At 64.9% G+C, this 15,425-nt stretch carries 16 protein-coding genes; 14 read left to right on the top strand and 2 right to left on the bottom strand.

Going from position 1 to position 15,425, the window contains the following annotated elements; translation table 11 throughout:
• Positions 1-123: 123 nt before the first annotated feature.
• The gene (locus J2X38_RS20175) at positions 124-858 is read left to right on the top strand and encodes a phosphatidylserine decarboxylase (protein WP_310256769.1); all 735 of its coding nucleotides are present in this window, start codon (positions 124-126) and stop codon (positions 856-858) included.
• 1 nt (position 859) lies between these two features.
• Positions 860-1,633, top strand: coding sequence for a phosphatidylcholine/phosphatidylserine synthase (locus J2X38_RS20170; protein ID WP_310256766.1), 774 nt, complete (start codon positions 860-862; stop codon positions 1,631-1,633).
• On the opposite strand, the gene J2X38_RS20165 is transcribed toward J2X38_RS20170, so the two are convergent.
• Positions 1,617-1,877 carry a hypothetical protein gene (locus tag J2X38_RS20165; protein ID WP_310256763.1) on the bottom strand — a complete coding sequence of 87 codons (261 nt, stop codon included), beginning with the start codon at positions 1,875-1,877 and terminating at the stop codon, positions 1,617-1,619. The two genes, J2X38_RS20170 and J2X38_RS20165, sit on opposite strands and share 17 nt — an antisense overlap.
• Before the next feature lie 324 nt (positions 1,878-2,201).
• On the opposite strand from J2X38_RS20165, the gene rpsB reads away from it, so the two are divergent.
• From rpsB to rpmE, 12 genes are all read left to right on the top strand, one after another.
• Entirely contained in the window at positions 2,202-3,059 is an 858-nt protein-coding gene (gene rpsB / locus J2X38_RS20160; RefSeq protein WP_058535945.1) for a 30S ribosomal protein S2, read from the top strand.
• A 133-nt stretch (positions 3,060-3,192) separates the two neighbouring features.
• Positions 3,193-4,119 carry a translation elongation factor Ts gene (gene tsf, locus J2X38_RS20155; protein WP_058535946.1) on the top strand — a complete coding sequence of 309 codons (927 nt, stop codon included), beginning with the start codon at positions 3,193-3,195 and terminating at the stop codon, positions 4,117-4,119.
• Positions 4,120-4,500: 381 nt separating this feature from the next.
• Entirely contained in the window at positions 4,501-5,223 is a 723-nt protein-coding gene (gene pyrH / locus J2X38_RS20150) for a UMP kinase (protein WP_058535947.1), read from the top strand.
• Between the two features lie 22 nt (positions 5,224-5,245).
• Positions 5,246-5,800 (top strand): ribosome recycling factor, encoded by a 555-nt coding sequence (gene frr, locus J2X38_RS20145; protein ID WP_056371461.1) that lies wholly within the window; start codon positions 5,246-5,248, stop codon positions 5,798-5,800.
• A 120-nt stretch (positions 5,801-5,920) separates the two neighbouring features.
• Positions 5,921-6,607 (top strand): polyprenyl diphosphate synthase, encoded by a 687-nt coding sequence (gene uppS / locus J2X38_RS20140; protein ID WP_310256753.1) that lies wholly within the window; start codon positions 5,921-5,923, stop codon positions 6,605-6,607.
• Between the two features lie 3 nt (positions 6,608-6,610).
• Complete coding sequence (locus tag J2X38_RS20135) at positions 6,611-7,288, top strand: phosphatidate cytidylyltransferase (protein ID WP_310256750.1); 678 nt, start codon at positions 6,611-6,613, stop codon at positions 7,286-7,288.
• Positions 7,285-8,451: a 1-deoxy-D-xylulose-5-phosphate reductoisomerase gene (locus J2X38_RS20130; RefSeq protein WP_310256749.1), complete on the top strand. Its 1,167-nt coding sequence runs from the start codon at positions 7,285-7,287 to the stop codon at positions 8,449-8,451. The genes J2X38_RS20135 and J2X38_RS20130 overlap by 4 nt, the downstream gene beginning before the upstream one ends.
• The gene (gene rseP / locus J2X38_RS20125; RefSeq protein ID WP_310256838.1) at positions 8,444-9,574 is read left to right on the top strand and encodes an RIP metalloprotease RseP; all 1,131 of its coding nucleotides are present in this window, start codon (positions 8,444-8,446) and stop codon (positions 9,572-9,574) included. The genes J2X38_RS20130 and rseP overlap by 8 nt, the downstream gene beginning before the upstream one ends.
• A gap of 73 nt (positions 9,575-9,647) precedes the next feature.
• Positions 9,648-12,338: an outer membrane protein assembly factor BamA gene (gene bamA / locus J2X38_RS20120; RefSeq protein WP_058536474.1), complete on the top strand. Its 2,691-nt coding sequence runs from the start codon at positions 9,648-9,650 to the stop codon at positions 12,336-12,338.
• Positions 12,338-13,036, top strand: a complete 699-nt coding sequence (locus J2X38_RS20115; protein WP_310256747.1) for an OmpH family outer membrane protein — start codon at positions 12,338-12,340, stop codon at positions 13,034-13,036. The genes bamA and J2X38_RS20115 overlap by 1 nt, the downstream gene beginning before the upstream one ends.
• Positions 13,037-13,041: 5 nt before the next feature.
• Positions 13,042-13,521: a 3-hydroxyacyl-ACP dehydratase FabZ gene (gene fabZ, locus J2X38_RS20110; RefSeq protein ID WP_310256744.1), complete on the top strand. Its 480-nt coding sequence runs from the start codon at positions 13,042-13,044 to the stop codon at positions 13,519-13,521.
• Positions 13,522-13,630: 109 nt separating this feature from the next.
• Positions 13,631-13,858 carry a 50S ribosomal protein L31 gene (rpmE, locus tag J2X38_RS20105; RefSeq protein ID WP_037517493.1) on the top strand — a complete coding sequence of 76 codons (228 nt, stop codon included), beginning with the start codon at positions 13,631-13,633 and terminating at the stop codon, positions 13,856-13,858.
• A gap of 29 nt (positions 13,859-13,887) precedes the next feature.
• On the opposite strand, the gene J2X38_RS20100 is transcribed toward rpmE, so the two are convergent.
• The gene (locus J2X38_RS20100) at positions 13,888-15,360 is read right to left on the bottom strand and encodes a glycerol kinase (RefSeq protein ID WP_310256740.1); all 1,473 of its coding nucleotides are present in this window, start codon (positions 15,358-15,360) and stop codon (positions 13,888-13,890) included.
• Between the last annotated feature and the right edge of the window lie 65 nt (positions 15,361-15,425).

The following is a 15,425-nucleotide window of genomic DNA, read 5'->3' as shown; positions in this document are numbered from 1 at the left end:
TTCCTTGGGGAGTCGGAGTTGCGAGCGCCTTAGGCAAAGCGGGGCGATTGATCAACTGCCGGTGGAACTGGCCCTGCGCCTTATCCATTGTCAGTATAGAAGCTGCCCCCTAGAAGAACGGCCATGTCCAATATCATATCCTCGAACCGCCCCGGCGGCGGTATCAAATGGCACTGGCCGTCGATCCATCCCGAAGGCCGCAAATTCCTTTTGATCGCCGGTATCGTGACCCTCTGTTTCTGGCTGCTTGGCTGGGAAATCATCGGCTGGCTGATGCTGGGCGTGACCTTGTGGGTCGGTGCCTTCTTTCGCGACCCGGTGCGCGTGACCCCGGTGGGGAGCGATGTCATCATCGCGCCCGCCGACGGACTGATCACCCAGATCGCCGAAGTGCCGCCGCCGCCCGAAATCTCCGGCCCCGACGGGCTGGGCGCCGCGCCGATGCTGCGCGTGTCGATTTTCATGAGCGTCTTCGACGTCCATATCAACCGCACCCCCGTCGCAGGAACGCTGCGCAAGCTCGTCTATATTCCCGGTAAATTCGTGAACGCCGACCTCGACAAGGCGAGCGAGGAGAATGAGCGCCAGCATTTCGTCGTCGAGCGCGCCGATGGCGTGCGCATCGGCTTTACGCAGATCGCCGGCCTCGTCGCGCGGCGCATCATGCCCTTCGTCACGATGGGCAATGAACTCACCACCGGCCAGCGCGTCGGCCTCATTCGTTTCGGCAGCCGCGTCGATGTTTATCTGCCTGCGGGCACGACGCCGCAGGTGCTGCTCGGGCAGCGCACCCTCGCCGGCGAGACGGTCGTCGCGCGGATCGGCACCGCCGAGACGATCGACGGGATCGGTCAATAAAATGACCGAGGACGAGCAGGTCATTCCCGATGCCGCGGGTCGCCGCATCGCCGGGGTCAGCCTGCGCGCCTTTGCGCCCAATGCGATCACCATCCTCGCGCTCTGTTCGGGGCTGACGGGCGTCCGCTTCGCGATCGGCGGCGAATGGGCCGCGGCGGTGACGATGATCATCGTCGCCGGGGTGCTCGACGGCATGGACGGGCGCATCGCGCGGCTGCTGCGCGCGCAGAGCAAGTTCGGCGCCGAGCTCGATTCGCTGTCCGACGTGATCGCGTTCGGCGTCGCGCCGGCGATGATCCTGTTCCTCTGGTCGCTGGCCGACGCGCCCAAATTCGGCTGGACCGCGGCGCTGGCGCTCGCGGTGTGCTGCGCGCTGCGCCTCGCGCGCTTCAATTCGCGCATGGATGCCGATTTCCAGCCGCACAAATCGGCGGGCTTCATGACCGGCATTCCCGCGCCCGCTGGCGCGGGGCTGTCGTTCGTTCCCGTCTATCTGTGGCTGGTCACCGGGAACGACATGTTCCGCGAATGGTATGTCGTGATGCCGTGGGCGCTCGCCATCGCGATGCTGATGATCTCGGCGATCCCGACCTACAGCTGGTCGTCGATCCGCCTTCGCCGGTCGTGGCGCCTGTTCGCGCTGGCGGGGGTGGGCCTGCTCGGCGCCGCGCTTGTCACCGCGCCCTGGCAGACTTTGCTCGCGGTGTGCGCGCTCTATCTGCTGATGCTGCCCTTCGGGCTTGCCAGCTACGCGAAGGTCAAGCGGCGCGGCTGAGCGCCGGCTGCATGCGCGCCGCGGCACGGATCGGGCGCGGGGCATCGCGGCGCGCCGGCGAGCGGCGCAGCGTCATCTTCTGCTCAAGCGGGCCCGACTGCGGTGCGGTTTCGGCCGGGAAGGCGCCTTCGCCGAGCAGCGCCGAGAGAATCGCATTCTCGTTATTCTTGAGCATGGCCAGGATCACCGTGACGCCGAGACCGGCGGCGAGGGCGAAGAGGAGAGCGGCAGCGACCTGAACCATGATCTTGTCCTTTCGGCTTCTGTGTGCGAAACCTTTTGTTAACCAGCGACGGTTTCGTTGGACTTTTCGTTCCATGTTCCCGTTTTGTTCTCAACACTTTTGCGACGAACGGAGTCGCTTTGTCGCCGAGTTGAGGCTGGAGCGCCTGGCTCCTTGAGCCTCCACTGAACGCGAAAAGCCACGCAGACCCCTTGCTTTTGGCGGCCAAGGCGGCTAACGGCCCGCCCATTCCACATGGAAGGCGCACATAAACCGGTGCCGGATCGTCCGCTTGCGGGCCTTCGGTTCTTGCTTTCCAGAGGACCAACCGGAAGGAGAAAGACTATGGCGGCACCTGTCGTCACGATGCAGAATCTTATCGAAGCTGGCGCCCACTTCGGCCACCAGACCCACCGTTGGAACCCGCGCATGAAGCCGTATATCTTCGGCGCGCGCAACGGCATCCACATTCTCGACCTGTCGCAGACCGTGCCGCTCTTCGCGCGCGCCCTCGACTTCATCGCGTCCTCGTCGGCCGCCGGTGGCAAGGTCCTGTTCGTCGGCACCAAGCGCCAGGCACAGGGTCCGATCGCGGACGCCGCACGCGCTTCGGGTCAGCACTTCGTCAACCACCGCTGGCTGGGCGGCATGCTCACCAACTGGAAGACGATCTCGGGTTCGATCAAGCGTCTCAAGACGCTCGAAGAGCAGCTCTCGGGCGACACCTCGGGCCTCACCAAGAAGGAAGTGCTCAACAAGACGCGCGAACGCGACAAGCTCGAAATGAGCCTTGGCGGCATCCGCGACATGGGCGGCATTCCCGACGTGATGTTCGTGATCGACGCGAACAAGGAAGAGCTGGCGATCAAGGAAGCCAACGTCCTTGGCATCCCCGTCGTCGCGATCCTCGATTCGAACGTCTCGCCCGACGGCATCGCCTTCCCGGTTCCGGCGAACGATGACGCTGCGCGCGCCATCCGCCTCTACTGCGATGCGGTTGCTCAGGCGGCGACCCGTGGCGGCCAGCAGGCCCGCGCGAACCGCGGCGAAGATCTCGGCGCCGCTGTCGAGCCCGCCGCCGAAGCCGTGCTGGCCGAAGAAGCGACCGCTCCGGTTGCTGAAGAAGTTGCCGCTCCGGTGACTGAAGACGAACAGGTCCCGGCCGAAGCAGCCGCCGAAACCGAACGTCAGAGCGACGCCTAGTCGCTCTCGGGCATGACGGGACGGCGCGGGCAAGGCTCACGCCGTCCCTGTCATCCCTTTGACTTATCGCCCCGCCATGCGCGCGGGCGTCCCGCGGGCCAGTTGGGCTCGCCCCTTTTGAAAGGATTTTTCCATGGCTGAAATTACGGCCGCTCTCGTCAAGGAACTGCGCGACCGCACGGGCGCAGGCATGATGGACTGCAAAAAGGCGCTCGCCGAAAACAACGGTGACATCGAAGCGTCGATCGACTGGCTGCGCACCAAGGGCCTCGCCGCCGCCGCCAAGAAGGCCGGCCGCGTTGCCGCCGAAGGTCTCGTCGGCGTTGCCACCGACGGCACCCGCGGCGCGATGGTCGAAGTGAACAGCGAAACCGACTTCGTCGGCAAGAACGAGCAGTTCCAGGCATTCGTGCGCGACGTGACGCAGGTCGCGCTCGCCGGCAATATCTCGGACATCGAGGCGCTCGCCGCTGCCGCCTATCCGGGCGGCGAAACCGTCGCCGAAAAGCTGACCAGCAACATCGCGACGATCGGTGAAAACCAGTCGCTGCGCCGCAGCGTCATCGTCTCGGTGAACTCGGGCGTCGTCACGGGCTATGTCCACAACGCCGCCGCACCCGGCATGGGCAAGATCGGCGTGCTCGTCGCGCTCGAATCGACCGCCGGTGCCGACGTTCTCGAACCGCTGGGCAAGCAGTTGGCGATGCACGTCGCCGCCGCGAACCCGCTGGCGCTGAACGGCGACGATCTCGACGCCGACCTCGTCGCCCGCGAACGCGCGATCGCCGAGGAAAAGGCCGCCCAGTCGGGCAAGCCCGCCGATATCGTCTCGAAGATGGTCGACGGTTCGATCGCGAAGTTCCGCAAGGAAAACGCGCTGCTGTCGCAGCTGTTCGTGATGGACGGCAAGACTCCGGTCGCCGAAGTCGTCGCCGCCGCCGGCAAGGATGTCGGCGCCGACGTGACGCTCAAGGGCTTCGTCCGCTTCCAGCTCGGTGAAGGCATCGAGAAGGAAGAAAGCGATTTCGCGGCGGAAGTCGCAGCCGTCGCCGGCGTCTAAAAAAGAAGATTCGGATTGCCGCATTCGTCGCGGTAGTCCGCTTGGCAATGGCGCGTGCCCGAAGAGCCAGTCCCTGCCAATTGGAAGTGTCGTGACGGAGTCGAATTTGCTTCAGCGCTAGGCGCGAGGAGGGAGCGATGGAATGCCATCGTGACCGACGAGCAACGAAGCGCTGGAGCAAATTCGGCCCGCCGCTTCGCGGTCGGCGTGAGAAGCGCTCCGGAGGGCGTCGGATCACTTGCACGGGCTACCGGCCCGCGCTGCGCGTTCCTCCTACCCGGAGCGCTTCTCACGCCGATCCCGATACTTCCAATTGGCAGGGACTGGCTCTAGGGTGCGCGCCATTCGCATATTCATCGATTACATAAGGTTCCCCCGATCATGGCTCTGCCCGGCATGAAACGTATTCTGCTGAAACTGTCGGGCGAGGCGCTGATGGGCTCCAGCCCGTTCGGCATCGACCCCGAAACCGTCGCGAGCATGGCGGCCGAGGTCAAGGAAGCCAAAGACCGCGGGCTCGAAATCTGCCTCGTCATCGGCGGCGGCAATATCTTTCGCGGCATGGCGGGCGCCGCGAAGGGCATGGACCGCGCGCAGGCCGACTATATGGGCATGCTCGCCACCGTGATGAACGCGCTCGCAATGCAGAATGCGCTCGAGCAGCTGGGCGTCGAAACGCGCGTCCAGTCGGCGATCGAGATGGACAAGGTGTGCGAGCCGGTGATCCGCCGCCGCGCCGAGCGCCATATGGAAAAGGGCCGCGTCGTGATCTTCGCCGCCGGCGTCGGCGCGCCTTATTTTACCACTGACAGCGGTGCCGCGCTCCGCGCCGCCGAGATGAAGTGCGACGCGCTGCTCAAGGGCACCAGCGTCGACGGCGTCTATAACGCCGATCCCAAGAAGGACCCGACCGCGGTCCGTTACGATACGCTGAGCTATGACCGCGTGCTCGCCGACAATCTGAAGGTGATGGACGCGAGCGCGGTCGCGCTGTGCCGCGACAATCATATCCCGATCGTCGTGTTCAACATTCGCGAACCCGGCAATCTGGCGCGCGTGCTGGCGGGCGAGGGTGTTTCCACCGTCGTCGCCGACGCGGCCTGAAGACATAAGAGAGGAATAAACGATGGCGAAATATGACAAGGCCGATCTCGAACGCCGCATGCACGGCGCGGTCGAAGCGCTGAAGAGCGACCTTTCGGGCCTCCGCACCGGCCGCGCGCACACCGCGCTGCTCGATCCGGTGACGGTCGAGGTCTATGGCAGCCAGATGCCGCTGAACCAGGTCGCCTCGGTCAGTGCGCCCGAACCGCGCATGCTGTCGGTGCAGGTGTGGGACAAATCGAACGTCGGTCCGGTCGACAAGGCGATCCGCTCGGCGGGCCTCGGTCTCAACCCGATCGTCGACGGCCAGATGCTGCGCCTGCCGATCCCCGAAATGACGCAGGAGCGCCGCAAGGAGCTGTCGAAGCTCGCCGGCCAATATGCCGAAAAGGCGCGCATCGCGGTGCGCAACGTCCGCCGCGACGGCATGGACAATCTGAAAGCCGACGAGAATAAGAAGGAAATCAGCGAGGACGAGCGCAAGCGCCACGAGACCGAGGTGCAGAAGCTGACCGACGCGACGATCGCCGAACTCGACGCCGCCGCGACCGCCAAGGAAAAGGAAATCCTGGGCTAGTGGATCGCATGGTCGCATTGCACAATTTTCGTCATCCCAGCGAAAGCTGGGACCGCAGGCGTGCAGGCGCGGCGCTTGGTCGAAAGCGATCCCAGCTTTCGCTGGGATGACGGATAGACGATGACCGAAACCCATCACGGCGCGCGCCATGTCGCCATCATCATGGACGGCAATGGCCGCTGGGCCAAGAAGCGCCTGCTGCCCCGCGTCGCCGGTCACAAGGCCGGGGTCGAGGCGGTGCGCACGATCGTGCGCGCCGCGGGCGACCTCGGCATCGAGGCGATGACGCTCTACGCCTTCAGTTCCGAAAACTGGAAGCGCCCTGAGGAAGAGGTCAGCGACCTGATGGGGCTGATGAAGCGCTTCATTCTGTCCGATCTCGACGAATTCGCTGCGAACGACGTGAAGCTGAAGGTGATCGGCAACTGGCGCGCGCTCGCGCCCGATGTCGTCAAACTGATCGAAAATGCGCTCGAACGCACATCGGGCAACAAACGCACGACGCTCGCGGTCGCGCTCAACTATGGCGCGCAGGACGAGCTGGTTCGCGCCGCGACCGCTGCCGCCGCAGAGGGCCCGATCACCGAGGAGGCGATCGCCGCGCATCTCGACACCGCCGACATGCCCCCGCTCGACCTGCTCATCCGCACCTCGGGCGAGGTCCGGCTGTCGAATTTCCTGCTCTGGCAGTCGGCCTATGCCGAACTCTATTTCACCGATATCTTGTGGCCCGATTTCAAACCGGCCGACCTCAAGGCAGCGCTCGACCAATTTGCGCGGCGTGACCGCCGTTACGGGGGACTATAGGGCATGGCGACAGCGGCTAAATCGGACTTCTGGGCGCGGATCGGGTCGGCGATCGTCCTGTTCGCGATCGCGGGCACCGCGCTGTGGTTCGGCGGGCTTGCTTTCGGTCTGCTGCTGCTCGTCGGCGGGGCGCTTGTCCTCGTCGAATGGTTCGCGCTGGTTCGCGCAATGACCCTCGGCGGCGGCGCCAAGACGGGCCTCAATGTTCTCGGTCCCATTCTCGTTCTCGGCGCGATGGCGGGGCTCTGGTTCATCCGCGACCATCTCGGCATGACCGCCGCGCTGTGGGTCTTCGGCATGGTGTGGGCGACCGACATCGGTGCCTATTTCGCTGGCCGCGCCTTTGGCGGCGCGCGCCTCGCGCCCAAAATCAGCCCGTCGAAGACCTGGTCGGGCCTCATCGGCGGCATGATTGCGGCGCTGATCGCCAGCGCGACGATCGGCGACCGTGCGGGCATTATCGGCGTTCCGTTGTGGATCGGCCTGTTCATGGGCCTGCTCGCACAGCTCGGCGACCTCGCGCAAAGCTGGATGAAGCGCCGCGCGGGGGTCAAGGATTCGGGCAAGCTCATCCCTGGCCACGGCGGCCTGTTCGACCGCGTCGACGGCGTGCTGCCGGTGGCGCTGCTGCTCGGCGCGCTGGCGTTCGCCGGCCAGATCGCCGTCAGAGCCGCCGCATGACGCAGCGCCGCCTCTCGCTGTTCGGCGCCACCGGATCGGTCGGGCAATCGACCCTCGATCTGGTACGGCGCGATGGCGAGGCTTGGGCTGTCGGCGTGCTGACCGCGAACAGCGACGTTGCCGAGCTCGCGAAGCTGGCAAAGGAATTCCGTCCCGACATCGCGGTGATCGCCGACGAAGCCCGCTATGGCGAGCTCGCCGAGGCACTGACTGGCACCGGCATCGAAACCGCCGCAGGCGTCGAGGCGCTCGTCGAAGCGGCGCAGCGCCCCACCGACCTCGTCATGGCGGCGATCGTCGGCACCGCAGGACTCGCGCCGACGATGGCGGCGCTTGCCGCCGGATACGATGTCGCGCTCGCCAACAAGGAAGCCCTCGTATCGTCGGGCGAACTGATGACTGCGGTGGCGCGCACGTCGGGGGCGACGATCCTGCCCGTCGACAGCGAGCATAATGCGATCTTCCAGTGCCTCGCGGGCGGGCGCATCGATCAGGTGCGCCGCATCATCCTGACCGCGAGCGGCGGCCCGTTCCGCACGATGACCGCCGACGATATGGCGCGCGTGACCCCCAAACAGGCGGTAGCGCACCCGAACTGGTCGATGGGCGCGAAAATCAGCGTCGATTCGGCGACGATGATGAACAAGGGGCTCGAACTGATCGAGGCGCATCACCTGTTCCCCGTCGGGCTCGACCGCATCGAAATCCTCGTCCACCCGCAATCGGTGATCCACAGCCTCGTCGAATATATCGACTGTTCAACGCTCGCGCAGCTCGGCTCGCCCGACATGCGCATTCCGATCAGCAGCGCGCTCGCCTGGCCGCAGCGCATGGCGACGCCGTGCGCGCCGCTCGACCTCGCCAGCATCGCGCGGCTCGATTTCGAGGCGCCCGACGAGGTGCGTTTTCCCGCGACCGCGCTCTGCCGCGCCGCGATCGCCGAGGGCGGCGCGCGCCCGGCGCAGCTCAACGCCGCGAACGAAGTGGCGGTCGCCGCCTTCCTCGCGGGGCGCATTGCCTTCCCCGCGATCGTCGATACGGTGCGCCGCGTGATCGATGCCGACGCGCCCGCGGTGCCGACATCGCTTCAGGACATATTCAGCGTCGATGCCGCATCCCGCGCGGCTGCTCAGCGTTTTGTGGACCAATATGAACATGCCTGACATTCCGCTTTGGCTCTATCCGCTCGCGTTCCTCGCGGTGCTGGGGCCGCTCGTCTTCGTGCACGAATATGGCCATTATATCGTCGGCCGCTGGTGCGGGGTGAAGGCCGACACCTTCTCGATCGGCTTCGGGCGCAAGATCCTCGGCTGGACCGACAAGCGCGGCACCGAATGGAAGATCGGCTGGCTGCCGCTCGGCGGCTATGTCCAGTTCGCGGGCGACCGCGATGCGGTCAGCCAGCCCGATGCCGAATGGCAGCAACTGCCAGCCGACCAGAAATCGCACACATTCCCCGCGCAGCCGGTGTGGAAGCGCGCGCTCATCGTTCTCGCAGGGCCGGTGACCAACTTCCTGTTCGCAATTGCGATTTTTGCCGCGTGCAACATGACCTATGGCGTTGCCACGGTTCCGCCTGTGATCGGCGGCGTGCAGGCAGGCAGTGCGGCCGAGGCGGCGGGGCTCCGTATCGGTGACCGTATCACCGGGATCAACGGACAGTTGGTCGACAGCTTCGGCGATATCCCGAAGATTGTGGCCTATGATCTCGGCAGGCCCGCTAGCCTCGATATCGCGCGCGGCGAGCAGCGGCTCGCGATCACCCTGCGCCCGCGGGTCACGACCGAAACCGACGGTTTCGGGAACAAGGCCGAGGTGGCGATCATCGGCATCCAGTCGGGCGCGCTGACCTATGCGCGGGTCGGCCCGTTGGAGGCGGTGAGGGCGAGCGCGGGGCAGACCTGGAACATCGTTCAGCTGACCGGCAAGATATTGGGCCAGTTCGCGACCGGGCAACGTTCGGTCAAGGAAATGGGCGGGCCGATCAAGATCGCGAAGCAGTCGGGCGAACAGGCGACGCTGGGCGTCGCCGCGCTGATCTTCTTCATCGCCTTCGTTTCCATCAATCTGGGGTTCATCAACCTCTTGCCATTGCCGATGCTCGATGGCGGTCATCTGGCCTTTTACGCCTATGAAGCGATCCGGCGCCGCCCCGCGCCGCCGCAGGCGCAGGAATGGGCGTTCCGATTCGGCTTTGCGGCAATCGTGACCCTTATGCTGGTCGTGACTTTCAACGATTTGGGCTCAATTGGCGTGTGGGACAGGATCGCCCGCTTGATTGGCTAGCGAGTCTGGGGCAGGGAGTGGCGCACGAACCCGCGGTCAGGCGGGTTTGTCGCTTTTGAGTTATTTTTTCGGGATGAACAGCGTGGCTTCACACAAATTCTCGGCGCGGACGCAGCTGTCGGTACTTCTTTTGGCCGGCACGATGCTTGGCGCGCCGGTGATGGCGCAACAGGTTGCGCCGCCAGTCGTCCCGGCTCCGGCTCCCGAAGCGGCTCCCACCGCGACGACGGTCAAGTCGATCACCGTCGTCGGCAACCAGCGGCTCGAGGCGCAGACGATCCTGTCGTACCTGCGCCTGCGCGTCGGGCAGCAATATGACCGCTCGATCCTCGACCAGGCGCTGAAGGATCTGGCCGCGACCGAATTGTTCAAGGATTTCCAGATCACCGACAATGCCGGTGCGCTGACGATCCAGGTCACCGAGAACCCCGTGATCAACCGCGTCATCCTGGAGGGCAACAAGCGCCTGAAGGAAGACAAGGTCCGCCCCGAGATCAAGCTCGCGCCGCGTCAGATCTTCACCCGCTCGAAAGTCCGCGCCGACGTCGCGCGCATCATCGAGCTCTACAAGCGTCAGGGCCGCTTTGCCGCGACGGTCGAGCCCAAGATGGTGTCGCTCGACCAGAACCGCGTCGACGTCGTGTTCGAAATCAACGAAGGGCCGAAATCGAAGGTCCGCCAGATCAACATCATCGGCAACGAGAAGTTCAGCGACGGCGATCTCAAGGACGAGATGGCGACGAAGCAGTCGAGCCTGATGACGATCCTGTCGTCGAACACCAGCTACGACCCCGACCGCCTCGCCTATGACCAGCAGAAGCTGCGCCTTTTCTACCTGACCAACGGTTACGCCGATTTCCGCGTGATTTCGGCGGTGGCCGAGCTGACGAGCAACAAGCAGGACTTCATCATCACCTATGTGGTCGAGGAAGGCGAACGCTACAAGTTCGGCGACATCGACGTGAAGAGCGAAATCCGCGACTTCCAGCCCGAAATGCTGAAGAAGCTGCTGCCGATGAAGACCGGCGACTGGTATGACGCCAAGCAGGTCGAGGACACGGTCGAAAGCCTGAGCGAAACCGCGGGTCTGTTCGGCTACGCCTTTGCCGACATCAACCCCGAATTCCGCCGCGACCCCGAAACGCGGACGATGGCGATCACCTTCAACGTCGCCGAAAGCCCGCGTACCTATGTCGAGCGCATCGACGTCAACGGCAACACGCTGACCCACGACAAGGTCGTGCGCCGCGAATTCCGTTTGAACGAAGGCGATGCGTTCAACAGCTTCGGCGTCAAGCGTACCGAAAACCGCATCAATAGCCTCGGCTATTTCCAGGAAAACCTGGAAATCGAACGCAAGGAAGGCAGCGCCCCCGACCGCATCATCCTCGAAACCAACGTCGAGGAAAAGCCGACCGGCGAACTCTCGCTGTCGGCCGGCTTCTCGTCGATCGAGAATTTCCTGCTCCAGGCGTCGATCCGCCAGCGCAACTTCCGCGGTCTCGGCCAGCAGCTTCAGGCGTCGGTCAACTATTCGAGCTATTCGAAGTCGATCGAGCTCGGCTTCACCGAACCCTATCTGTTCGACCGCAACATCTCGGTCGGCGGCAGCATCTATCGCCGCGATTTGAACTCGTTCAACTTCATCAACAACGACCGCCGGACGACGTTCCAGCAGGTCACGACGGGGGCGCAGATCAACGCCGGCGTGCCGCTGACCGAATTCATGTCGTTCTTCGCGCGCTACAGCATCAACTTCGACGATGTGACGCTCGACAAGGGAATCTATTATTTCGGCGGCGAGTGCGACCCGCTCGTGGCCGGCCGTTACCTGTGCGACGCGATCGGCAACCGCACGACCTCGCTGCTCGGCTATACGCTCGCCTATGACGACCGCGACAATCGCATCCGTCCGACGCGCGGCCAGTCGCTGTCGCTCAGCCAGGATTTCGCCGGCCTCGGCGGCAGCGTCAAATATGTCCGCACGCGCTTGAACGGCTCGAAGCACTTCAACCTCGGCAGCCGCTTCATCCTCAATTTGTCGGCCGAAGGCGGGTATATCTATCCGTTCGGTGGCCGTCCGACCCCGACGAGCGACAAGGTCCGCCTGACCGACCGCTTCTTCCTTGGCGAACCGCAGATGCGCGGTTTCGACATTCGCGGCGTCGGCCCGCGTGTTATCCGCTACTCGGTCGACAATACCGATCCGGCGAACCCCATTGTCGTCACCGACGCCAACGGTGAGCGCGGCCAGATCGACGACGCGCTTGGCGGCCGCGCCTATTATCAGGGCCGGATCGAACTCGATATTCCGCTCGGCACCGGCGCAAAGGAAATGGGGCTTCGCCCGTCGATCTTCGTCGACGTCGGATCGGTGTTCAGCGTCCGCCGCCCGACGCTGACAACGCTTGCCAATTTCAGGGAAACCGACCCCAACGCGCCCGGTTTCGGTCTCACCAAGTCGCTTTGCCGCAACGCGACCACGGGTGTCACCCAGTTCGCGACGGAAACGGTAACGACGCCGACGGGCGGCGTCCCGACGGGCACCGGTCAATACACGACCTGCCCGACCGATTTCTCGCGCCTCGATCCGTTCGAGGAACGCTTCTTCGGCGACACGTGGATGCCGCGCGTGTCGATCGGTGCCGGGGTGAACTGGAACTCTCCCTTCGGTCCCTTCCGGATCGACTTCGCTTACGCCCTTCGCAAAGAAGAGGGCGATGATACCAAACGCTTCTCATTCAATGTAGGAACCCAATTCTGATGAAGAAAATCCTTGCCGCCTCGGCGCTGGCGATTGCCACGCTGTCGGTCTCGCCCCTCCTGTCGGCCCCCGCCATTGCCCAGGCAAAGGGTGTCGGCGTTGCCGACGTCCGCGTCGCCGCCGCCCGCTCGAACGCCTTCCAGACTGCCTCGAAGCAGATCGAAACGACCTACAAGGCGCAGATCGACCAGCAGCAGTCGCGCGGCCAGACGCTGCAGGCCGAAATCAACGTCCTGATCGCGAAATATAACGAAGAAGCGAAGAAGACGCCGGTCAACCAGGCCTCGCTGCAGGCTGCCGCCAAGGCCGTCCAGGACAAGCGCCAGGCCGCGCAGGCCGAGCTCGGTCAGATCGGTGCGCCCGTCGACCTCGCGATCGCTTATGTCGAAGACCAGATCAGCGTTCGCATGAACGAAGCGATCAAGGCCGGGATGACCGCGAAAAAGGTCGACCTGCTCGTCAACCCCGAGGCGGTGATCGCGCGCGAAAACAATGTCGACATCACCGACGCGGTGGTTGCCGAACTCAACCGCATCCTGCCCAACGTGTCGACTGCGGTTCCCGCCGGTTACCAGCCGGGCCAGCTTGTCCAGCAGCGCAACCAGCAGCTGATGGACCAGGCACGCGCCGCGCAGGGCGGAACGCGTCCGGCGACCCCGGCTCCGGCACCGACCGGCACCGCACCGACGACCCGCTAAGATCGATGACGGACGGGGAAAAGCCGGACGGCGCCTTGGGCCCGGTGGATATCCGCCGGATCCTGACGCTGCTGCCGCATCGTTATCCGATGCTGCTCGTCGACCGGGTGGAATCGATGGTGAAGGACACCTCGATCCACGCGGTCAAGGCGGTGACGATGAACGAGCCCTTTTTCCAAGGGCATTTCCCCGGCCGGCCGATCATGCCCGGCGTCCTCATCGTCGAGGCGCTGGCGCAGGCCGGCGGCATATTGGCGATCGAATCGCTCGGCCTCGGCGGCTCGGGCAAGCTCGTCTATTTCATGGCGATCGATGGGGTGAAGTTCAGGAAACCGGTCGAACCCGGCGTCCTGCTAGACCTCCACGTCACCATCGTTCAGGCAAAGCGGAACATCTGCAAGTTCGAGGGCAGGGCGATGCTGGGTGACAGCCTGGCGGCCGAGTGCCAGTTCACCGCGATGATCGCCGACCCGCCGAGCGACTAACCACCACTTGCCAAATCCGGCATTCGCCGTTAGGGGACGCCGCTTCGCGTCCCCGGACGCACAGACTCACGCTGCTGGTCGGTAACCAGCGGCACAGGAGCCAAGAGACATGAAAAACGACATTCACCCCGACTATCACATGATCACGGTCAAGATGACCGATGGCACCGAATATCAGACGCGCTCGACCTGGGGCAAAGAGGGCGACACGATGACGCTCGAAATCGACCCCACTGCGCACCCGGCCTGGACCGGCGGCACCGGACGTATGCTCGACGCTGCGGGTCAGGTCGCCAAGTTCAACAAGCGTTTCGGTGGTCTCACCCTCAAGCGCTAATGGTGCCCACCTCCGCGAATGCGGGGGTGTCAGCTCAGAACCTTTGCAAGCGCGCTTTGCCAGCCGGCAAGGCGCGTTTTGCGTTTCCCGGCATCCAGCGCCGGCGTGAAGCGCGTCGCGGTGCCGCGCATCGCCTTGGCCGCGCTCGCGAGGTCTGGATAAAGCCCCGCGCCGGTGGCAGCGAGCATCGCGGCGCCAAGCGCGGTGCTTTCGACGAAATCGGGCCGTTCGACGGTGATGCCCAGCATGTCGGCAAGGTCCTGCGCCATCCAGTCGTTCGCCGCCATGCCGCCGTCGATCCGCACCTCGGCCCAGTCGACCCCGTCGGCGGCGAAGGCCGATTTCAGATCATGCGCCTGATAGGCTTGCGCTTCCAGCGCGGCGCGCGCGACATGCGCCTTCGTCGTCGCGAAGTTCAGGCCCGATATGGCCGCAAGCGCATCGGGGCGCCAGTGCGGCGCGCCGAGCCCGGTGAGGGCGGGGACCAGATAGACGCCGCCATTGTCGCTCACCGAGCGCGCGAGCCCTTCGCTCTCGCCCGCATTGGCGAGCAGGCCCAGCCCGTCGCGCAGCCATTTGATCAGGCTGCCCGCGACGAACACCGATCCTTCGAGCGCATAGGAGCGCACGTCGCCCTCCTGCACCAATATTGTCGCGAGCAGACGATGGTTCGACACGGGGCGCACCGTGCCGCTGGCAGACAGGATGAAGGCGCCGGTGCCGAAGGTCGCCTTGGTCTGTCCCGGCGACAGGCACGCCTGCCCGATCGTTGCCGCCTGCTGGTCTCCCGCCATGCCGCAGATCGCGATCGCGCCGCCGAACAGCGCCGGATCGGTCGTGCCGACGCGCGTCGTGCAGCCGGTGATTTCGGGGAGCAGGTCCATCGGCACGCCGAGCAGGTCGCACAATTCGCTATCCCAGCCGCCCTGGCCGTTGATGTCCATCAGCAAGGTGCGCGATGCGTTGCTCGCATCGGTGACATGAACGCCGCCGGTCAGGCGATAGACGAGATAGGATTCGACCGTCCCGACCGCGAGCCGGTCGCCGGCTTCCTTCAGCTGCGGCCAGTGCTTCAGCGCCCAGCCGATCTTGGTTCCCGAAAAATAGGGATCGAGCAGCAACCCGCTCTTCGCCTGCGCTTGTGGCTCATGGCCGGCGTCTTTCAGCGCCGCGCAATCGGCGGCCGAGCGACGGTCCTGCCACACGATTGCGCGCGCGAGCGGCTCGCCGGTGGTGCGGTCCCAGAACACCACCGTCTCGCGCTGGTTGGTGATCCCGATCGCGGCGACATGGTCGGCGCCGCCCGCCTGCGCGATCATTTCGCGCGTGCAGGCGAGGGTGGCCTCCCAGATTTCGGCGGCGTCATGTTCGACCAGGCCGGGGCCGGGATAATGTTGCCGGATCTCGCGCTGCGCGCTGCCGAGCGGGGTGCCGTCGGCGCCGAAAAGCATCGTCCGCGTCGACGTCGTGCCCTCGTCGATGACGATGATTTTCTCGGCCATTTATCCCACCCTGTTCCAATCCGTCGCCCCCGCGAAGGCGGGGGCCGCTGGCATTTCTAAAGCAA

It is taken from the genome of Sphingopyxis sp. BE235 (assembly GCF_031457175.1).
GTDB lineage: Bacteria > Pseudomonadota > Alphaproteobacteria > Sphingomonadales > Sphingomonadaceae > Sphingopyxis.
This window is presented reverse-complemented; position numbering and strand designations above follow the sequence as displayed.